At 28.6% G+C, this 19,091-nt stretch carries 22 protein-coding genes; 14 read left to right on the forward strand and 8 right to left on the reverse strand.

What is annotated here, in order from left to right; genetic code table 11:
• Positions 1-148: 148 nt before the first annotated feature.
• Genes Q0776_RS15505 through Q0776_RS15520 form a run of 4 tightly spaced genes read left to right on the forward strand, consistent with a single transcriptional unit; the run spans position 149 to position 3,059 of the window.
• Complete coding sequence (locus Q0776_RS15505) at positions 149-712, forward strand: RNA polymerase sigma factor (RefSeq protein WP_298370224.1); 564 nt, start codon at positions 149-151, stop codon at positions 710-712.
• A complete protein-coding gene (locus Q0776_RS15510; RefSeq protein ID WP_298370225.1) occupies positions 693-1,238 on the forward strand; it encodes a hypothetical protein in 546 nt (181 codons plus the stop codon). Before Q0776_RS15505 ends, Q0776_RS15510 begins: the two co-directional genes overlap by 20 nt.
• Entirely contained in the window at positions 1,222-2,298 is a 1,077-nt protein-coding gene (locus Q0776_RS15515; RefSeq protein WP_298370227.1) for a hypothetical protein, read from the forward strand. The genes Q0776_RS15510 and Q0776_RS15515 overlap by 17 nt, the downstream gene beginning before the upstream one ends.
• Positions 2,299-2,309: 11 nt before the next feature.
• The gene (locus Q0776_RS15520; protein ID WP_298370229.1) at positions 2,310-3,059 is read left to right on the forward strand and encodes a head GIN domain-containing protein; all 750 of its coding nucleotides are present in this window, start codon (positions 2,310-2,312) and stop codon (positions 3,057-3,059) included.
• Positions 3,060-3,098: 39 nt separating this feature from the next.
• On the opposite strand, the gene Q0776_RS15525 is transcribed toward Q0776_RS15520, so the two are convergent.
• Genes Q0776_RS15525 through dnaA form a run of 3 tightly spaced genes read right to left on the reverse strand, consistent with a single transcriptional unit; the run spans position 3,099 to position 5,705 of the window.
• The gene (locus Q0776_RS15525) at positions 3,099-3,815 is read right to left on the reverse strand and encodes an SAM-dependent methyltransferase (protein WP_298370230.1); all 717 of its coding nucleotides are present in this window, start codon (positions 3,813-3,815) and stop codon (positions 3,099-3,101) included.
• Complete coding sequence (locus Q0776_RS15530; RefSeq protein ID WP_298370233.1) at positions 3,808-4,269, reverse strand: low molecular weight protein-tyrosine-phosphatase; 462 nt, start codon at positions 4,267-4,269, stop codon at positions 3,808-3,810. Before Q0776_RS15530 ends, Q0776_RS15525 begins: the two co-directional genes overlap by 8 nt.
• A gap of 8 nt (positions 4,270-4,277) precedes the next feature.
• Positions 4,278-5,705 carry a chromosomal replication initiator protein DnaA gene (gene dnaA / locus Q0776_RS15535; RefSeq protein WP_298370236.1) on the reverse strand — a complete coding sequence of 476 codons (1,428 nt, stop codon included), beginning with the start codon at positions 5,703-5,705 and terminating at the stop codon, positions 4,278-4,280.
• A gap of 170 nt (positions 5,706-5,875) precedes the next feature.
• Here dnaA and Q0776_RS15540 point away from each other — a divergent pair, with 170 nt between their 5' ends.
• Entirely contained in the window at positions 5,876-6,274 is a 399-nt protein-coding gene (locus Q0776_RS15540; protein ID WP_298370238.1) for a thioesterase family protein, read from the forward strand.
• A gap of 2 nt (positions 6,275-6,276) precedes the next feature.
• Here the strand turns inward: Q0776_RS15540 and Q0776_RS15545 are convergent, their stop codons facing one another.
• Both Q0776_RS15545 and ribD read right to left on the reverse strand, forming a co-directional pair.
• On the reverse strand, positions 6,277-6,891 hold the full coding sequence (locus tag Q0776_RS15545) for a YigZ family protein (RefSeq protein ID WP_298370241.1): 615 nt from the start codon (positions 6,889-6,891) through the stop codon (positions 6,277-6,279).
• 12 nt (positions 6,892-6,903) lie between these two features.
• Positions 6,904-7,953 carry a bifunctional diaminohydroxyphosphoribosylaminopyrimidine deaminase/5-amino-6-(5-phosphoribosylamino)uracil reductase RibD gene (gene ribD / locus Q0776_RS15550; protein WP_298370242.1) on the reverse strand — a complete coding sequence of 350 codons (1,050 nt, stop codon included), beginning with the start codon at positions 7,951-7,953 and terminating at the stop codon, positions 6,904-6,906.
• A gap of 22 nt (positions 7,954-7,975) precedes the next feature.
• On the opposite strand from ribD, the gene Q0776_RS15555 reads away from it, so the two are divergent.
• The 6 genes from Q0776_RS15555 (at position 7,976) to Q0776_RS15580 (ending at position 14,842) form a co-directional block, all read left to right on the forward strand.
• Positions 7,976-8,467 carry a GNAT family N-acetyltransferase gene (locus tag Q0776_RS15555; protein ID WP_298370245.1) on the forward strand — a complete coding sequence of 164 codons (492 nt, stop codon included), beginning with the start codon at positions 7,976-7,978 and terminating at the stop codon, positions 8,465-8,467.
• Entirely contained in the window at positions 8,467-9,315 is an 849-nt protein-coding gene (gene prmC / locus Q0776_RS15560; RefSeq protein ID WP_298370247.1) for a peptide chain release factor N(5)-glutamine methyltransferase, read from the forward strand. The genes Q0776_RS15555 and prmC overlap by 1 nt, the downstream gene beginning before the upstream one ends.
• Positions 9,316-9,352: 37 nt before the next feature.
• Positions 9,353-10,666: a DEAD/DEAH box helicase gene (locus Q0776_RS15565; protein ID WP_298370249.1), complete on the forward strand. Its 1,314-nt coding sequence runs from the start codon at positions 9,353-9,355 to the stop codon at positions 10,664-10,666.
• Between the two features lie 39 nt (positions 10,667-10,705).
• On the forward strand, positions 10,706-11,383 hold the full coding sequence (trmD, locus tag Q0776_RS15570) for a tRNA (guanosine(37)-N1)-methyltransferase TrmD (RefSeq protein WP_298370252.1): 678 nt from the start codon (positions 10,706-10,708) through the stop codon (positions 11,381-11,383).
• 87 nt (positions 11,384-11,470) lie between these two features.
• Complete coding sequence (gene rplS, locus Q0776_RS15575) at positions 11,471-11,821, forward strand: 50S ribosomal protein L19 (protein ID WP_298370255.1); 351 nt, start codon at positions 11,471-11,473, stop codon at positions 11,819-11,821.
• Between the two features lie 774 nt (positions 11,822-12,595).
• Entirely contained in the window at positions 12,596-14,842 is a 2,247-nt protein-coding gene (locus tag Q0776_RS15580; RefSeq protein ID WP_298370257.1) for an NADP-dependent isocitrate dehydrogenase, read from the forward strand.
• Between the two features lie 96 nt (positions 14,843-14,938).
• Here Q0776_RS15580 and Q0776_RS15585 read toward each other — a convergent pair whose 3' ends face one another.
• A complete protein-coding gene (locus Q0776_RS15585; protein WP_298370260.1) occupies positions 14,939-15,763 on the reverse strand; it encodes a mechanosensitive ion channel domain-containing protein in 825 nt (274 codons plus the stop codon).
• Positions 15,764-15,860: 97 nt separating this feature from the next.
• Here Q0776_RS15585 and murQ point away from each other — a divergent pair, with 97 nt between their 5' ends.
• The 3 genes from murQ to Q0776_RS15600 are packed head-to-tail and all read left to right on the forward strand — an operon-like array spanning position 15,861 to position 17,949.
• Positions 15,861-16,682, forward strand: a complete 822-nt coding sequence (murQ, locus tag Q0776_RS15590; RefSeq protein ID WP_298370263.1) for an N-acetylmuramic acid 6-phosphate etherase — start codon at positions 15,861-15,863, stop codon at positions 16,680-16,682.
• On the forward strand, positions 16,669-16,893 hold the full coding sequence (locus Q0776_RS15595; RefSeq protein WP_298370266.1) for a DUF6095 family protein: 225 nt from the start codon (positions 16,669-16,671) through the stop codon (positions 16,891-16,893). The genes murQ and Q0776_RS15595 overlap by 14 nt, the downstream gene beginning before the upstream one ends.
• The gene (locus tag Q0776_RS15600; RefSeq protein WP_298370268.1) at positions 16,894-17,949 is read left to right on the forward strand and encodes a D-alanine--D-alanine ligase; all 1,056 of its coding nucleotides are present in this window, start codon (positions 16,894-16,896) and stop codon (positions 17,947-17,949) included.
• Here the strand turns inward: Q0776_RS15600 and Q0776_RS15605 are convergent.
• Together Q0776_RS15605 and Q0776_RS15610 are read right to left on the reverse strand one after the other, a co-directional pair.
• Complete coding sequence (locus Q0776_RS15605; RefSeq protein WP_298370270.1) at positions 17,942-18,433, reverse strand: DinB family protein; 492 nt, start codon at positions 18,431-18,433, stop codon at positions 17,942-17,944. The two genes, Q0776_RS15600 and Q0776_RS15605, sit on opposite strands and share 8 nt — an antisense overlap.
• A 42-nt stretch (positions 18,434-18,475) precedes the next feature.
• Positions 18,476-19,090: a hypothetical protein gene (locus tag Q0776_RS15610; protein WP_298370271.1), complete on the reverse strand. Its 615-nt coding sequence runs from the start codon at positions 19,088-19,090 to the stop codon at positions 18,476-18,478.
• Between the last annotated feature and the right edge of the window lies 1 nt (position 19,091).

Raw genomic sequence — 19,091 nt, forward strand, 5'->3', positions numbered from 1 at the left:
CTTTAAAGCATTGTAGTTGCATTCTGCTTTAGTTAAATTTCAATTCTTATGCCAAATTGATTAGCATTAGTACAATTTATTTTTTAGTAATTTTAAATAAAAGTGTAACAGCTTTAAAAAACGAATGTCTTTTTAATAGAAACCAGTTTTGAAGGAGAATAATTTACATACTAGCCAACTTATAGAAAAATGTAAAAAGGGTGATAAAAAAGCACAATTTACAGTTTACAAGCTATATTATAAAGCTATGTTTAATACTTCTTTTAGAATAGTTCATGACAGCTTTGAGGCTGAAGATATTATGCAGGAATCATTTTTAGCGGCTTTTACTAAATTAAATTCATTTAGTGGAAATGTAACATTTGGAGCTTGGTTAAAAAGAATAGTTATTAATAATAGCTTAACCGCTTTAAAAAAGAGTAACCGTTTAGAAACTGTTCCAATTGAAAAAAATATTATTATAAAATGTGAAAGTGATGAAACTGTTGAAGCATATAGTAATTTTAATTTTAAGGACATTTTAACAAGTTTAAATAAACTTAAAACTAATTATAAAGTGGCATTAACTTTAAACTTAATTGAAGGTTACGATTATGAAGAAATTGGAGAAATAATGAATATTTCATATGAAAATTCAAGAACATTAATTTCAAGGGCAAAAAATAAATTAAGACAACTTTTATCTAAGAAACATGAAAGACAATTTAGATAACATATTTGAGAATTTAGAAGGAACATTTGATGTTGAGGAGCCAACAATTGGACACTTTAACAGATTTGAGGCCAAACTAAATAAGTTGGATGATAGATCTTCATCTAAAAAAACTAATTTATATACATTTATAGCTATTGCAGCTTCAATAATACTATTTTTTGGAATTTGGATTGGATCCTCTTTCAATAATAATACAGGAATGGAATTAGCATCTATTTCACCAGAAATGGAAGAAACGCAAAGTTATTTTGTCGCCTTAATTGAAAAAGAACTACAAACCATAGAAAATGAACGAAATTCAGACACAGAACAATTAATTTCAGATGGTCTGTTTCAAATTAATAAACTAGAAAACCAATATAAGCTACTTACTTTAGAGCTCAAAGAAAGTACTGAAGACAAACGAATTATTTTTGCAATGATTTCTAATTTTCAACAACGTATTGAGGTTTTGCAAAGTTTATTAAATCAACTAGATAATTTAAAAAATTTAAAAAAACAACACAATGAAAACTTTATATAAAATAATAGTCCTTATTTTTCTAATTCCTTTTATTTCCAACGCACATGAAAAAGATGGGAAATACACTAAAAATAAAGTAATTAACAAAGAATTTACCGTTAACTCGAATGCCTTATTAAATGTTTCAAATAAATATGGAAATATTGTAATTAGCTCTTGGAATGAAAACAGAATTGCTATCAAAGTAAGTATTACAACAAATGGTAATGATGAAGAAAAAGTAAAAAAAAGACTTGAACAAATTGATGTTGAATTCAAAGGAACCTTAAACAATGTTTCTGCTAAAACCGTTATTGAAAAAAGTTCAAGTTCTTGGAGTTTCTTTGGAAATAAGAGTAATGTAAATATGGAAATTAACTATCTTATTCAAATGCCAATTAGTAATAGTATTAATTTAAATAATGATTACGGATCCATTACTATAGATAAAATTGAAGGTAGCTCTAAAATAAATTGTGATTATGGAAAAATTACAATTGGTGAATTACTAAATTCTGATAATAATATAAACATAGATTATACAAATAATTCGAATATCGATTTTATGAAAGAAGGTAACATTAACGCAGATTATTCTACATTAAATATAGACAGAAGTGATAACGTAGAATTGAATGCTGATTATTCACATATTTCATTTGGAAAGATTGATAAACTAAATTTTAATTGTGATTACGGTAGTTTAAAAATTAAGGAAGTTAATAACATAATTGGTAATTGCGATTATATGCAAACAATTATTAGTAAAGTAGGTGAAATTGGTAATTTTGATATGGATTATGGAAATATAAAAATTAATGAATTAGGAAAAGATTTGAAAAATCTTCAAATTAATACATCATATACACAAATAAAAATTGGTGTATCACCTATAAATTCTTTTAAAATTAATGCCTCTTTAAGCTATGGTAATTTAAAAAAAGTTGAAGGTTTTACTTTTAACAAAGAAATACAAAAATCAACATCAAAATACTATGAAGGTTACTTCAACTTACAAAATTCAACTAGTACAGTTTCTGTTAAATCTAACTATGGAAACCTAACATTTTACAACAATTAAAAGATACTACTATGAACTTTCTAAAAAATACATCAACAAAAATAATTACATTCATTTTCATATTAATCTTTGGTATTAATAATTCGGTAAACGCACAATTATTTACTAAAAAGGTAAAAGGAAATGGAGAAATTAATACTGAAACTCGAACAGTTTCGGATTACAAAAAAATTGGTATAAATGGTAATTTTGAAGTTAAATTACTAAAAGATCAATTAGGGAAAATAACTATTAAAGCTGATGAAAATTTAATGGAATACATTATTATCGAAGTTAAAAACGAAAATTTAAATATTAAAACAAAAAAAGGTTATGTAATAAAACCAAGTAAAAAAATAGAAATTACAATTCCTTTTGAACATTTAGAATCCTTAGCTTTAGCCGGTTCAGGTACTATTTTTACTACCGATTTAATAAAAACTAAAAGCATTAAACTTAATATTGCAGGATCTGGAAATATGAATTTAAATATTTCTGCAAAAAATACTAGTTCCAACATTGCAGGTTCAGGAAATTTAAAAATTCAAGGAGAAACTAATGAGTTTAATTGTAGTATTGCAGGATCTGGAAATTTAATTGGTTATAATTTAAAAGCCACAATGGTGAATGCAAAAATTGCGGGTTCGGGAAATATTAAAATTAATGCCCAAAACGAAATCAATGCTCAAATTGCAGGTTCTGGCAATGTACTTTACACTGGAAATCCTAATAAAGTAAAATCCAAATCTGTTGGATCTGGTTCTTTAAAAAAGAAAGGATAGTTATAAAAAAAAGCTTAAACAATCCGTTTAAGCTTTTTTTTAATCTTTATGAATAATAAATATTGTAGGTTTTTTATGTAGTTCTGGATTCTCTTTTTTCCAATCTTTTATTTCTAAAGTTCTTATATATTCATCTGCTAATGTAATGTTACAAGCAATGCATACTTTTGCCGTAGGAGTTAAAGTACTTTTTAAATCTGCAAACATTTTGTCGTTTCTATAAGGAGTTTCAATAAATATTTGCGATTGATTTTTTTCTTTAGATAATCTTTCTAATCGTTTTATAGCCGCTTTTCTTTCGGCTGTATCAATTGGTAAATAACCATTAAAAACAAAATTTTGTCCATTAAAACCTGAGGCCATCATTGCCAAAATTATTGAAGATGGTCCAACTAATGGAACTACTTTTATATTTTTCTCATGTGCCAATTTCACAATCTCAGCTCCAGGGTCTGCAATTGCAGGCACACCAGCTTCTGAAAGCAATCCAATTGAAACACCCGTTTCGCAGGCATCTAAATAGGTTCTAACTTCCAATTGATCAGCATACTTATCCAATTTTAAAATTGTAAGTGAAGGTTGAGATTTTCTAGGTGTTATCCTTTTTATAAATCTTCTTGCAGTCTTTTCATTTTCTACAATAAAACAGTCTAATTCTTCTATTACTTTTTTAACAGATATTGGTAGTACTTCCAAAGGTTCATTATCGCCTAAGGTTGTTGGTATTAAAAATAATTTTCCTTTCTCGTTATCCATTATTATTTAATTGTTGAGCAATAATGTTACAAGCTTCATCCAACATATTGTACACATTTTTAAATCCAAAATCACCCCCATAATAAGGGTCTGGAACATCTAAATTTTCACCAGGAAAAACTTCGTTCAGTATTAATTTCACCTTCTCTTTTTCAACTTCATTACTAGCCAAAGAAACAACATTATTGTAATTAGAATTATCCATAACGTAAATTAAATCAAATAACTTAAAGTCTTCTTTTGTAAACTTTCGAGCTTTTTGATCTGTAATATCAATTCCGTTTTGTTTCGCAATGGCTATGGAACGTTTATCTGGCTTTTCACCAACATGATAAGCACCAGTACCAGCAGAATCTACAAAAGTTTTAAAACTATATACTTTTGATTTAAGTATACCTTCTGCTAATGGTGAACGACAAATATTGCCGAGACAAACCATTAATATTTTAGTCATGTTATGATTTAAAATGTAAGTTTTTTTGTTATGTCATCAACATATCTTCTAAATTGCTTATCTGTTTCTGTTAAATTATCAACAGTTTTACAAGCGTGAAGAACAGTTGCGTGATCTCGTTTACCAATCTGAGAACCAATACTAGCCAATGAAGCTTTAGTCATTCTTTTTGCAAAATACATTGCTAATTGACGTGCCTGAACTATATGGCGCTTACGTGTTTTAGATTGTAACGTTGCAACATCCAATTCAAAATAATTTGAAACAATTTTTTGAATATAATCTATAGAAACTTCGCGTTTGGTGTTTTTTACAAATTTATCTACAATTTGCTTAGTTAATGAAAGTGTAAACTCTTTTCTATTAAAAGAAGCTTGTGCTATCATAGAAATCAAAACACCTTCTAATTCTCTAACGTTAGATTTTATATTTTTTGCTATATATTCAACTATTTCTGTTGGCATTTCTACACCATCTCTAAATAGTTTATTTTCTAAAATTGAAACTCTAGTTTCATAATCAGGAGCCTGAAGCTCTGCTGATAATCCCCATTTAAATCTAGAAAGTAATCGTTGTTCAATATCCTGCATATCTACAGGAGCTTTATCTGAAGTTAAAATTACTTGTTTTCCGTTTTGGTGCAAATGATTGAAAATATGGAAAAAAACATCTTGAGTTCCTGTTTTACCTGATAAGAATTGAACATCATCAATAATTAAAACATCAATCATTTGATAAAAATGAATAAAATCATTTCTAGTATTTCCTTTTACGGAATCAATATATTGTTGGGTAAATTTTTCAGAAGAAATGTACAGTACAGTTTTGTCCGGATATTTATCTTTAATCTCAACTCCTATTGCATGTGCAATATGAGTTTTCCCTAAACCAACACCACCGTAAACTAATAATGGATTAAATGAAGTTCCTCCAGGTTTATTCGCAACTGCCATTCCAGCAGATCGTGCCAATCTATTAGAGTCTCCTTCAACAAAACTTTTAAAGTTATAATTAGGGTTTAATTGAGATTCAATTTTTACTTTCTGAATTCCTGGTATTATAAACGGGTTTTTTAACTCGCGCTTATTAAAATCTATTGGTGCAGTAACACCCTGTGATTTTATAGGATTTCTATTTGAACTTGGAAATTTAACAGTATGTGGATTATTACTACTGTAATTATTTTCCATTCTAACATCATAGATTAACTTAGCATCATCTCCCAACTGCTTTACCAAAGCAACTCTTAACAATTTAATATAATGCTCTTCCAACCATTCATAAAAAAATTTACTAGGTACTTGGATAGTTAATGCCTCACCTGACAATTTTATGGGTTTGATTGGCTCAAACCATGTTTTATATGCTTGTTGTTTAATGTTGTCCTTTATAAAAGATAAACATTCCTCCCAAACTGATGATGCAGTTATACTCATTTTGTGATTTCGGCAGCTTTTTTTTAAGTTAAAATTTGTTGATCAGAACAGAGAAATCTCTAGTGCTCCTTTGTTGTACAAAAATGTGAATAATTTTTAGCATAAAAAAATAAAATAACTATTGATTATTAATTATTTTTTATGTAAATAACACTTCATAAATATACAAAATGATTTCGAATAAAATTGAATTTAGAGTACGCTATAGTGAAACTGACCAAATGAGCTATGTATATCATGGCAATTATGCTCAATACTTTGAAATGGGACGCATTGAATTGTTAAGAAAAATGGGGATTTCCTATAAAAAAATGGAAGAAGATGGAATTATGTTACCTGTAATTAATCTAAATATAAATTATATTAAGCCTGCAAAATATGATGATTTACTAACGTTAAAAACCACTTTAGAAAAAAAACCTACTGCTCGAATTGAATTTAGCTACCAAATAGTTAATGAGAAAGGTGAATTATTAACAACAGCAACAACAACACTTGTTTTCGTAAATATGTTAACAAACCGCCCAACAAGAGCTCCTGAATATTTATTAAAACAATTGGATTTATAAAGCTAATTTATCTCAGAAATCTTAAGACATCTTAAGTCAGTAAAAAGCTTTTTAATCTTTTCTGAATTTTTCTTTCTAATAGGAATTACAAACTCACAGTTTAATTCCATTTTTTGATGCGAAATTTGAAGGTTATTTTCCTTCACAATTCGCATCACTTTATTCATATGTTCGTATTCAAAAATTAGTTCAAAATGAACATCAATAGTTTTTTCCACAATTTTAGCTTCATCTAAAACCATTTTTGCTGAAGTTTTATACGCACTAATTAAACCTCCTACTCCAAGTTTTGTTCCTCCAAAGTAACGAACTACTACCACTAAAACATTTGTAATATCTTTAGATAAAATTTGCCCATAAATAGGTTGTCCAGCAGTATTTCCTGGTTCTCCATCATCATTTACTCTGTAACGAATTGTATCTATCCCAAGTTGATATGCATAACACCAATGTCTTGCTGAATGATGTTTTTTCTTAATTTCTTCTAGCCTAAGCTTAACTTCATCTTCACTAAAAACAGGAATCACAAAACTAAAAAACTTACTTCCTTTCTCTTTAAATAGCACATCGCCTTTAGCAATTTCAATTGTTTTATACGTGTCTTTTTCTGAAGTCATACTGCTACCTAACTAATTATTTGTATAAATTGTTAATAAGTCACTTCCTATTTCTTTCATTTCCGAAGAAGTTTTTTTAATAATTGGAGCTTTTAAACCTTTCCTAAATAGCACATCTCCAGTAAAAACAAAGGCTTCATCCCATAAATTAGCATCAATAAAACTTTGCAAGGTTTGCTTTCCTCCTTCTATAATAACTGATTGTATTTCGTAGTTGTATAATATTTCACAAATTTGTTGCGGTACATTTTCGCTAAAATCAATTCTTTCAAAAATTACATTTTCGTAAGAATCAATATTATGCTTTACTTCCGAAAAAACAATTGTCTTCACTTCTCCATTTAATAAATTGTAGTCTTTTGGTATTTTAGAATTTCGATCTAAAACAATACGAACAGGATTTTCGCCACTCCAACTTCTAACCGTTAAACTAGGATTGTCATTCAAAGCGGTAGTTGTTCCAACCAAAATGGCTTGTTCCTCAGCTCTCATTTTATGAACCAATTGCTGAGAATATTCATTTGAAATCCAATTTGGGATATTTTCAGATGTTTCATCTCTAAATTTATCAATAAAACCATCTTTGGTTTCAGCCCATTTTAAAATTATAAAAGGTCGTTTTTTATTATGATATGTAAAAAAACGTTTATTTAAGTTATCACATTCATTTTCTAAAACACCAACAATAACCGCACAACCATTTGACATAAGATATTGAACTCCTTTCCCGCTAACTTTACTATTAGAATCTACAATTCCAATAACTACATTTTTAATCCCATTTTCAACAATTAAATTTGCACAAGGTGGCGTTTTCCCAAAATGAGAACAAGGTTCTAAACTCACATAAATAGTTGCTTGTTTTAAAAGCGATTTATCTTTAACCGAATTTATGGCATTTACCTCTGCATGTGGCTCTCCTGCTTTTTTATGCCAACCCTCACCAATTATAGTATTATTTAAAACAATTACACTCCCAACCATAGGATTTGGATATGTTGTTCCTAACCCATTTTTAGCAAGTTCAATGCAACGTTTTATGTATTTTTCGTGTATATTCACAGCACAAAAATAGCACTTTAAAATGATTCTTTCAGATTTTAACATTAGAGAAATTGAGCAAAAAGACAATGTAAAAATTGCCACAGCAATACGCAAAGTATTAATAGAATATGGTGTGCCAAAAATTGGAACAGCTTATGCCGATAAAATTTTAGATACTCTTTTTGAAGCGTATTCAACAAAAAAAGCTATTTATTTTGTTATTGAAAATAATGGGGAAATTTACGGAGGCGATGGTATTCAGCAATTAAACAATTTTGAAGGTAATGTGTGCGAACTTCAAAAAATGTATTTTAAAAATGAAGCCCGAGGAATTGGTTTAGGCAGTAAAATGATGGATATTTGCCTGCAGAAAGCCAAAGAGTTTGGTTTTGAAAAATGTTACCTAGAAACATTACCATATATGGAAGAAGCTAGAAAATTATACCGAAAAGTTGGTTTTAAAAATTTAAATGCTCCAATGGGAAATACTGGTCATTTTTCGTGTAATTTATGGATGCTTAAAGATTTATAATGCTAATAAAAGAATTTAAAACTCAGTTTTTCAGTCAACTCAAAGGACTTTACCCACAAACAGAAATACAATCGTTTTTTAATATTATTGTAGAGTTTAAACTAAAGCTAACACGCATTGATGTTGCGCTTCAACCAAATTTTGAAATTTCAGAAAATGATCTTACTTTTTTAAACAATGCATTAACAGAATTAAGTAAATCTACTCCTATACAATATATATTAGGTGAAACGGAGTTTCTTGATTTAGTTTTTAAAACAAACAACAATGTTCTAATACCAAGACCCGAAACTGAGGAGCTAGTACAATCTATAATAGATGATCATAAAGATTCTGGTGAAATAAAAATTTTAGATATAGGTACTGGTAGCGGTTGTATTGCAATATCCTTAGCCAAAAATTTACCAAACGCAAAAGTATATGCTTTAGATATTTCTAAGGAAGCATTAAAAATGGCAAAACAAAATGCTATTTTAAACAATACTTCAGTTGAATTTATTGAAACTGATATTTTAAATTTAGAAAAATTGCCTGATAATTTCGATATAATTGTTAGCAATCCGCCATACGTTAGAGAAGTTGAAAAAGAGCAAATGGAGAAAAACGTATTAGATAACGAACCTCATATAGCATTATTTGTAACCAATGAAAACCCGTTATTGTTTTACAATAAAATTGGAGATTTAGCTAAAAAACACCTTACTTCAAAAGGAACTCTTTATTTTGAAATAAACCAGTATTTAGGTAAAGAAACGGCTGAACTAATAAGCAACAAAGGACTTAAAAATGTACAACTTAAAAAAGATATTTTTGGAGAAGACAGAATGTTAAAAGCTACCGTAATTTAAAAGACTACTTTCATTATATTTAAGATATCTTTGCCAAATGGCAGAAATCATAAAAAATCAGCAGGAAATTTTATCCAAATTAGGAATTGAAAAATTAAATGCAATGCAAGAAGAAACCTACAAATCGGTTTTATTTAACGCAGAAACAATTTTACTATCACCTACCGGAACTGGAAAAACACTAGCCTTTCTATTACCAATACTTGAATTGTTAGACCCAACTATTAAAAATATACAAGCTTTAATACTTGTCCCTTCAAGAGAACTTGCAATACAAATTGAACAAGTTATTAGGGAAATGGGAAGTGGTTTTAAAGCAAATGCCGTATATGGTGGAAGATCCGGCTCAAAAGATAAAATAGAAATAAAACATCCTCCGGCAATATTAATAGGAACACCAGGAAGAGTTTCTGACCATATTTTAAGAGAAGCTTTTTACGTTAATAATATTAAAACGTTGGTTTTAGATGAATTTGATAAATCACTAGAAGTAGGCTTTGAGGAAGAAATGAAAACAATAGTAGAAGCTTTAACTTTAGTAAATAAAAAAATATTAACATCCGCTACCCAAAAAGTAAAAATACCTTCTTTTATGGGTATTAAAAATGCTAAAAGAATAAATTACTTAAATAAAAAAGGTTCTAACTTAAAGATTAAAACAGTTGTCGCTGATAAACAAGATAAATTAGATTCATTAGAAAAATTAATTAGTTATGTTGGTAAAGGCAGTGGTATTATTTTTTGCAATTTAAAAGCGAGTATAGAAGTTGTAAGTGATTTTCTTTATAAAAAAGGAATTAATCATGGAGTGTTTTTTGGCGACTTAGAACAAATAGACAGGGAACGAAATTTGATAAAATTTAGAAATGGCACTCATAAAATTTTAATAGCAACAGATTTAGCCGCACGCGGCATCGATGTTCCCGAAATGGATTACATCATTCATTATGAATTACCTATGAGACCTGATGAATTTACTCATAGAAACGGTAGAACTGCACGTATGCACAGCAACGGAACAGCCTATTTACTAAAATGGAAAAACGAAGAACTACCTGTATTTACAGAAAACGCAGAGGAAATTAACATTGAAACCAATAAAAAGTTTATTAAAAGCAAATGGAATACTATTCATATTTCTGGTGGAAGAAAGGATAAAATTTCAAAAGGAGATATTGCTGGGTTGTTTTTTAAGCAAGGAAATCTAAAGAAAGATGAATTAGGTATTATTGAATTAAAACAAGATTGCGCATATGTCGCGGTAGCAAATAATGATATTCATAATTTCATAGCTAAAGTAAATAACAGTAAATTAAAAAAGAAAAAAGTTAGAATTAGTTTATTAAACTAATAAATATAAATTTTAAACTCAAAAAATTATATTTGCACAATGCGAATTGATATAATAACCGTTTCACCAGAATTAATTAAAAGTCCGTTTGAATATTCAATAATTAAAAGGGCAATTGATAAAGATTTAGTTGAAGTACATTTTCATGATTTACGAAAATATGCTTTAAATGATTACGGAAAAATAGACGACTATCAATTTGGTGGAGGAGCCGGAATGGTATTAATGATTGAACCTATAGATAAATGTATCTCAAAATTAAAAGCCGAAAGAGATTATGACGAAGTTATTTATATGACCCCAGATGCACCAACTTTGAATCAACAAACTGCCAATACGCTATCTTTAAAAGAAAACATTATTATACTTTGTGGTCATTATAAAGGTGTAGATCAACGTGTACGCGATTTATTTATTACAAAAGAAATTTCTATTGGCGATTACGTGTTAAGTGGCGGAGAACTTGGCGCAGCTGTATTGTGTGACACCATTATAAGATTAATTCCTGGTGTTTTAGGAGATGAAACTTCTGCTTTAACTGATTCTTTTCAAGACAATTTATTATCACCTCCTGTTTACACTAGACCTTCTGATTATAAAGAACTTAAGGTACCCGAAATACTATTATCAGGTAATTTCCCTAAAATTGAAGAATGGAGAAATGAACAGGCGTTTGAAAGAACAAAAAAAATTAGACCCGATTTGTTGGAAGACTAATTTTTTTAATTAAATTTGCACTCTCAAAATTAACCTCTGACGAAAATCGTGAATGTTGGTTTTTGAAAAACCATTAAAAATTTAACAATGGAAAGTTTAGTAAAATTTGTACAAGACGAATATGTAACTAAAAATGAATTCCCTCAATTTCAAGCAGGAGATTCAATTACAGTTTATTACGAAATTAAAGAGGGACAAAAAACCCGTACTCAGTTCTTTAAAGGAACGGTAATTCAAAGAAGAGGAACTGGAACTTCTGAAACATTTACAATTAGAAAAATGTCAGGAACAGTTGGTGTTGAACGTATTTTCCCTGTGAATTTACCATCAATTCAAAAAATCGAAGTTAACAAACACGGTAGAGTTCGTAGAGCACGTATTTTCTACTTTAGAGGTTTAACTGGTAAAAAAGCAAGAATTTCAGAAAAAAGACGCTAGTCTAATTTCTATAAGAAAATTTAAAACCACTTCAAATTTGAAGTGGTTTTTTCGTTATGAACAATTGTTCATAACCTTGGTTTACATCTTGTTTATATCAAATTTCAGTTTTATTTGGTTTTTTTAAAATTTGATGGTTAATTTACATTAGAATTAATAACAAGTTGATTTTAACATTAAAATGTAACTTTTTAAAGTTTAAAAAAAATTTAATTATTAGTTCTAAATGTTCTTGAACATCGTTTTTAGAATCAAACTTTTAAATGAGTAAAGTGACCAGGTATTTAGCATGAATTAATGGAAACAAGATTTTAAAAACATTTTTAAAACAACTGTTTAAAGCGAGTATAATTTAGATTTCTAAAAGATGCAACAAAGCTTTAGGAGTTCTTTTAAAAGAAATAACTAGTTTAATAAAATGTTGTAATTTGTAAGAAAAACAGCTTAATTAGATGAAAGTTTTAGCTTGTTGTTTGAAAAAATGGCAAAACAGTTAAAAAATCATTGAAAATTATTAAAAAAAGTATTTCAGCAAAAAGCCATAATAGCGAGAAATCAGTATTATGGCTTTTGTTTTTTATATAGCTTTACGAATCTCTCAAAATATAGCCTTTTTTTTTACACTTTATTTAATTTGAAACCTCCATTTATAACGTTTTCGAAGTAGCTTTTCTTACAATATTTATTACATTTGTTGCATTCAATTATTTATGGTTTTGACTATTATAATTGAAACAAAAAAATAAATTATTTATTAAATACATTAATAATATTATGAGTACGACTCCTAAAATTTTTTATACAAAAACTGATGAAGCTCCGGCTTTAGCAACATATTCTTTTTTACCAATTGTAAAAGCTTTTGCAGCACCAGCACATATTGATATTGAAACAAAAGATATTTCTTTAGCTTGTAGGATATTAGCCGTTTTTCCAGAATATTTAACGGAAGAACAAAAAGTAGAAGATGCCTTATCTGAATTAGGAGATTTAGCAAAAAAACCAGAAGCAAATATTATTAAATTACCTAATATTTCTGCTTCAGTTCCACAATTAAAAACAGCAATTAAAGAGCTTCAAGAATTAGGGTATGCAATTCCTGATTATACAGAAGAACCAAAAACTCCAGAAGAAAAAGAAATTCTTAAAAGATATAATTCTGTAAAAGGATCTGCAGTAAACCCAGTATTGCGAGAAGGTAATTCGGATAGAAGAGCTCCAAAAGCAGTAAAAAATTATGCCAGAAACAATCCTCATTCAATGGGTGCTTGGTCTTCAAATTCGAAAACACATGTAGCAACAATGAAGGACAATGATTTTCGTTCTAATGAAAAATCAATAACACTAGAAAAGGCTACAAAAATAAATATCGAATTTACAGATAAATCTGGTGCAACAACCATTTTAAAAGAAGGGTTAGATTTATTAGAAGGTGAAATTATTGATGGTACTGTAATGAGTAAAAAAGCATTAATTTCTTTCTTGGAGGAGCAAATTAAGGATGCTAAAGAAAAAGACGTATTGTTTTCATTACATATGAAAGCTACAATGATGAAAATCTCTGATCCAATAATTTTTGGACACGCGGTAAAAGTATTTTTTAAGGATATTTTTGATAAATATGGAGACACTTTAAAGGAGCTAGGCGTTGAAGAAAACAATGGCTTTGGTGATTTAGTTTCAAAAATTCAAAATTTACCAGAAGACAAAAAGACTGAAATTGAAGATAGTATTATTGATTGTTATGAAAACGGCCCTGCATTGGCAATGGTTAATTCAGACAAAGGAATTACAAACTTACATGTCCCAAGTGATGTTATTATAGATGCTTCAATGCCAGCGATGATTCGTACATCTGGACAAATGTGGAATGCCGAAGGCGTTCAACAAGATACAAAAGCTGTTATTCCAGATAGTAGTTATGCCGGAATTTATCAAGCCACTATTGATTTTTGTAAAAAGAATGGTGCATTTGATCCTACTACAATGGGAACTGTTCCAAATGTAGGTTTAATGGCTCAAAAGGCTGAAGAATATGGTTCGCACGATAAAACTTTTGAAATTCCATCAGAAGGAATTGTAAAAGTAATTGATGCATCGGGGAAAACCCTAATTGAACATAATGTAGAAGAAGGTGATATTTGGAGAATGTGCCAAGTAAAAGACGCTCCTATTCAAGATTGGATTAAATTAGCTGTTAAAAGAGCAAGAGCAACAAATACGCCAGCAATATTCTGGCTTGATGAAACTAGAGCTCACGATAGAGAATTAATTAAAAAAATTGATCTTTACTTACCTAAACTAGATACTTCTGGATTAGATATCCAAATAATGTCGCCATATGACGCTACATTATTTACATTATTTAGAATAAAACAAGGATTAGATACAATTTCTGTAACAGGAAATGTTTTAAGAGATTTTTTAACAGATTTATTCCCAATTTTAGAAGTTGGAACAAGTGCCAAAATGCTTTCAATAGTTCCGTTAATGAATGGTGGTGGTTTATTTGAAACAGGAGCTGGAGGATCTGCACCTAAACATGTACAACAATTTGTAAAAGAGGGTCATTTACGCTGGGATTCTTTAGGTGAATTTTTAGCGTTAGCGGTATCTTTAGAACATTTAGGTGAAAACTATAATAATTCTAAAGCTTTGGTATTAGCTGACGCACTAGATGAAGCAACAAATAAATTTTTAGAAAATAAAAAATCTCCATCAAGAAAAGTTTATGAACTAGACAATAGAGGTAGCCATTTTTATTTAACACTATATTGGGCTGAAGCGCTTGCAAATCAAAGTAAAGATGCTGATTTGAAATTATTGTTTAGTAAAATTTATAAAGAGTTATTTAAAAATAAATCAAAAATTTTATTAGAATTAAATGGTGCTCAAGGTGAATCAGTTGATTTAAAAGGATACTATATGCCTAATTTAGAATTGGCTAATAAAGCTATGAGACCTAGTGAAACTTTCAACAAAATAATTGCTTCAATTCCGGCAGAAAGTGTTTTGATGTAATAATTGAATTACAATAAATTAAAAAGCGAACAAAATAATTTGTTCGCTTTTTTTTGTACTTTTTCTTTTCTTTTTTTCTCTTTCTCTTTCATATTTTTATTTAGACATGGTAACTACACGTTGTGGGAACGGTGCTTCATATCCAGCTTCTCCCAATGCTTCCACTATTTTTTGTCGAGTATCCCAGTAAACATCCCAATAGGAATCAACGCTAGAATATGGTAAGGCCAACAATTCAATTCCATTTTGCCCTAAATTATTAACTGCAACTCTTGGACATGGATCCTTTAAAACATTTGTATCATTTGCCAAAATATTATTTACAATTTCCTTTGCTTTATCAATATCAGTTCCGTATCTAATTCCAAAAGGCATATCTACCCTTAAGTTTCCTTTTGTGGTATAATTTACTATTTTATTTGCTGTTATACTACCATTTGGAAGTATGGATGTTTTATTTTGAAAAGTCTCTAAAATTGTAACAAATACCGATATTTCTTTAACAAAACCTAACTCTCCATTTACCTCAATTAAATCGCCAACTTTAAATGGTTTAAAAATTAACAACATTACACCCGAAGCTAAATGACCTAAAGAACCATTAAATGCTGCTCCAATTGCAATACCTACTCCACCCAGCAATACCGCAAAAGATGTCATTGGAACACCAACAATTTGTGCTATGGTAATAAATAATAGTGCTTTTAGAGCAAAACCAATTAATGTAATTAAAAATGGTCTTAAAGTTTCATCAATCCTCGATTTTTCGAACAATTTGGAAACCGCATTCATTATAATTCTAATAATCCACAAACCAATTATTAACGAAACAATTGCCCCTATTAGACTTAATCCCCAATCGCCAAACCCTTCTGAAATTGAATTAAAAAATGATGATATTGATGCCGTAATGTTCTTCATAATGCAATAATTAATAAATTATAAGTAATAGTTTTATGACACTTATTTTTTTAAGAAGTCACATTAATTAATAGTTTCAATTTAGTATTTTTGAAAAATGGGTTTTATAAAGACAACGGAACAATCATCAAATTACAATCATTTAGAAAGAATGACGCTAAATGAAATTTTAACCAATATTAATAATGAAGACAAAACGGTTCCTCTAGCGGTTGAAAAAGTTATTCCGAAGATTGAAAAACTTGTAGAACAACTTGTTTTAAGAATGAAAAGAGGCGGTAGGTTATTTTACATTGGCGCTGGAACTAGTGGAAGACTTGGAATAGTTGATGCCTCGGAGTGCCCTCCTACTTTTGGTGTTCCGCATACAATGGTAATTGGCATTATTGCTGGAGGAGATACAGCAATAAGAAAAGCTGTTGAATTTGCAGAAGATTCAAAAACACAATGTTGGCAAGATTTAAAAGAATATAACATAAATTCTAACGATACCGTAATTGGTATTGCAGCCTCAGGCACAACTCCTTATGTAATTGGTGCATTAGAAAAATGTAATGATAATAATATTTTAACAGGTTGTATTACTTGTAATAAAAATAGTCCTATGGCATTGGTTTCAAAACATCCAATTGAAGTTATTGTAGGACCCGAATTTGTTACTGGAAGTTCAAGAATGAAAGCTGGTACTGCTCAAAAATTAACTTTAAACATGATCTCAACAAGTGCAATGATTCAACTTGGAAAGATTAAAGGAAATAAAATGGTAGATATGCAACTATCTAACAATAAACTTATAGATAGAGGAACAAAAATGTTGATGGATGAATTGAATATTACTGAAAAAGTTGCACATCAATTACTTTTAAAACATAAAAACGTTAGAAACGCAATAGACAACTATACTAATGGGAACCGATAGAAAAGAATTAACCAGAGGATTAAAGTATGAATTGGCGGCTTTACCACTGTTATTAATTGCACCAATTTTAATTACAATAGGTTTCAAAGCAATTAAACTTCAAAATAATTATCTATGGCTAATTTTAGGTATTATTTTGGCAATTGCGGCAATTGTATTAGGTTTTTTAGGTATTAGAATAATTCTAAATGCTTTTTTTAACTCTAAATAAATGAGCATATTTAATCCTAAATTTTTAAAAAACTGGGAATATTGGCCATCTTATATGTTTTATGTTCCATTACTTCCATACGCTTTTTATTTAGCTATAAAGGCTAAGAGTTTTGGTTTTTTTTCTGCAGTAAATCCAAGCATTGAAGGTTCTGGAAATGGTTTAGAGTCCAAATACAAAACAATTAAATTATTACCTAGAAAATACAAACCAAAAAGTGTATTTGTAAAAAAACAAGAAACTATTGAAAATATCTTAAACGAATTAAAAATTGAACAAATTAGATATCCGTTAATAATTAAACCAGACATTGGTTTTAGAGGCTTATTAGTTAAAAAAATAGATTCTGAAAAATCTCTAATATCTTATTTAAATAAATTCAACTCAATTAATTTAATCATTCAAGAATTTATTGATTTTAAAAACGAATGTGGAATTTTTTACCACAGAATTCCTGGTACTAAAAAAGGTAAAATAACATCTATTACATTAAAAAAATATTTATCGGTATTTGGTGATGGAAAATCGACCTTAAAAACTCTGATAAAAGAAAATGATAGAGCACAAAAATATATTGATCTAATTTTAGAATTAAATAGGGATAAACTTGAATTTATTCCTTTGAAAAATGAAGAAGTTGTTTTAAATATTATTGGAAACCACTCAAAGGGAACTCAATTTATAAATGGAAATCATTTAATTTCTAGAGATTTAGAAAATACTTTTGATTTTATTAATAGTGAAATTACGGGATGGTATTACGGAAGGCTCGATTTAAAGTACAAAAGTTTTGACGATTTACTCAAAGGCGAAAATTTCAAAATTCTTGAAATAAATGGGGTAATTGCAGAGCCAACGCATGTGTATGATTCTTTAAGTGGTAGTTATTTTTCTGCATTAAAAACTATAAAACAGCACTGGAAAACTATTTTTGAAATTGGGACAAAAAATAATGAGTTAAATAATGTACCGTATTCTGATTTCAAAAACTTAATTGATGTTTATTTTAGATATAAAAATTACATTAAAAAAGTTAAAAACCTATCTGTTAATTAATTGTAGTTTTTGGAGTAGTTGGATTAAATCCAAAATCTTCGTCTGGAAGTTCAATTCCTAATTGAGATATTACATAACCTATACTTGCAAAATGATGAATTGCGTGGCTGTGTGCCTGAATTAAAATTCCACCCAAGGTATAATTTGCAGTAACCACACCTAGTCCAAGATCATCGGTAACTTTTACAATTTTATCAAAATCTTCATTTTTTAATGATTCTAATTTCATTAAAACTTCATTAAAATAAGCAATTCCTTTTTCAGTAAAAGTTTCGGATTCTTGATTTCTTTTTCGTTTAATTAAATTTATTTCATTGTTGGAAATTCCTTCAAAAATACAGTCGAAAACATCTAAAATATGTCTCATATGACTTCCAATACTAGAATAATAAGGAGCTATTGAAGTATCTCTGTAATTTTCGTCAGATATATATTGTAAAAGTTGAATGCCTCTTTGTAAGTTTTTATCAATAGCCTCAATCATATTTTAACTAATTCTTTAAGTTCTGTAAATATAAAAATAAAATTACTGTAATATCTTAACCAAGGTAAAAATTGCCAACATCAAAAACAATAAACTTAAAATTATATTGATGTTTTTTGCTATAAAAGATACCTTTAAAATAATTATCCTTGCAAAAACTATATAGGTATAAAAAATTAAAAACGACCCTAACCCTGCTCCAATAACAAATAACAGAATATACGGTTGTTCAATTATTAATTTATTTACCGATGTTAAATAAATACTTAATCCTAAATAAAATGGAATTGCTAACATGTTAATCGATGACATTGCAATTCCTTTCACAAAATAATTACCCGATTGCTTGGTTGGTTTTGGATTCAATTCCTTACGAGAAAGTATATAAAAAAATATAGAAAGTGCTATAAACACAAAAATAGCAATAGTTTTTAATAATGAAATTATGGTTGGATTATGGTTAAAATAATTGGCAAAATACAAAGCTATTCCGGCTTGAAAGAAAACAACTATTGCAGCTCCAATAGAAAATTTTACACTTGCTACTTTACCATAGTTTATTCTTATTTTTAGAGCTGTCATATTTAACATTCCTGGAGAAATTAAACCAAAATATGCCATTAAAACTCCATATAAAATATGATAAAAGTATTGCATC

The sequence above is a fragment of the uncultured Lutibacter sp. genome, assembly GCF_947495725.1.
In the GTDB taxonomy this organism is placed as follows: Bacteria; Bacteroidota; Bacteroidia; order Flavobacteriales; family Flavobacteriaceae; genus Lutibacter.

Excerpts from the sequence above, each read along its gene's own strand:
- Q0776_RS15510 (WP_298370225.1), top strand. The coding sequence starts at position 693 with ATGAAAGACAATTTAGATAACATATTTGAGAATTTAGAAGGAACATTT.
- Q0776_RS15515 (WP_298370227.1), top strand. The coding sequence starts at position 1,222 with ATGAAAACTTTATATAAAATAATAGTCCTTATTTTTCTAATTCCTTTT.
- Q0776_RS15520 (WP_298370229.1), top strand. The coding sequence starts at position 2,310 with ATGAACTTTCTAAAAAATACATCAACAAAAATAATTACATTCATTTTC.
- Q0776_RS15525 (WP_298370230.1), bottom strand. The coding sequence starts at position 3,815 with ATGGATAACGAGAAAGGAAAATTATTTTTAATACCAACAACCTTAGGC.
- Q0776_RS15530 (WP_298370233.1), bottom strand. The coding sequence starts at position 4,269 with ATGACTAAAATATTAATGGTTTGTCTCGGCAATATTTGTCGTTCACCA.
- dnaA (WP_298370236.1), bottom strand. The coding sequence starts at position 5,705 with ATGAGTATAACTGCATCATCAGTTTGGGAGGAATGTTTATCTTTTATA.
- Q0776_RS15540 (WP_298370238.1), top strand. The coding sequence starts at position 5,876 with ATGATTTCGAATAAAATTGAATTTAGAGTACGCTATAGTGAAACTGAC.
- Q0776_RS15545 (WP_298370241.1), bottom strand. The coding sequence starts at position 6,891 with ATGACTTCAGAAAAAGACACGTATAAAACAATTGAAATTGCTAAAGGC.
- Q0776_RS15555 (WP_298370245.1), top strand. The coding sequence starts at position 7,976 with ATGATTCTTTCAGATTTTAACATTAGAGAAATTGAGCAAAAAGACAAT.
- prmC (WP_298370247.1), top strand. The coding sequence starts at position 8,467 with ATGCTAATAAAAGAATTTAAAACTCAGTTTTTCAGTCAACTCAAAGGA.
- Q0776_RS15565 (WP_298370249.1), top strand. The coding sequence starts at position 9,353 with ATGGCAGAAATCATAAAAAATCAGCAGGAAATTTTATCCAAATTAGGA.
- trmD (WP_298370252.1), top strand. The coding sequence starts at position 10,706 with ATGCGAATTGATATAATAACCGTTTCACCAGAATTAATTAAAAGTCCG.
- rplS (WP_298370255.1), top strand. The coding sequence starts at position 11,471 with ATGGAAAGTTTAGTAAAATTTGTACAAGACGAATATGTAACTAAAAAT.
- Q0776_RS15580 (WP_298370257.1), top strand. The coding sequence starts at position 12,596 with ATGAGTACGACTCCTAAAATTTTTTATACAAAAACTGATGAAGCTCCG.
- Q0776_RS15585 (WP_298370260.1), bottom strand. The coding sequence starts at position 15,763 with ATGAAGAACATTACGGCATCAATATCATCATTTTTTAATTCAATTTCA.
- murQ (WP_298370263.1), top strand. The coding sequence starts at position 15,861 with ATGGGTTTTATAAAGACAACGGAACAATCATCAAATTACAATCATTTA.
- Q0776_RS15595 (WP_298370266.1), top strand. The coding sequence starts at position 16,669 with ATGGGAACCGATAGAAAAGAATTAACCAGAGGATTAAAGTATGAATTG.
- Q0776_RS15600 (WP_298370268.1), top strand. The coding sequence starts at position 16,894 with ATGAGCATATTTAATCCTAAATTTTTAAAAAACTGGGAATATTGGCCA.
- Q0776_RS15605 (WP_298370270.1), bottom strand. The coding sequence starts at position 18,433 with ATGATTGAGGCTATTGATAAAAACTTACAAAGAGGCATTCAACTTTTA.
- Q0776_RS15610 (WP_298370271.1), bottom strand. The coding sequence starts at position 19,090 with ATGCAATACTTTTATCATATTTTATATGGAGTTTTAATGGCATATTTT.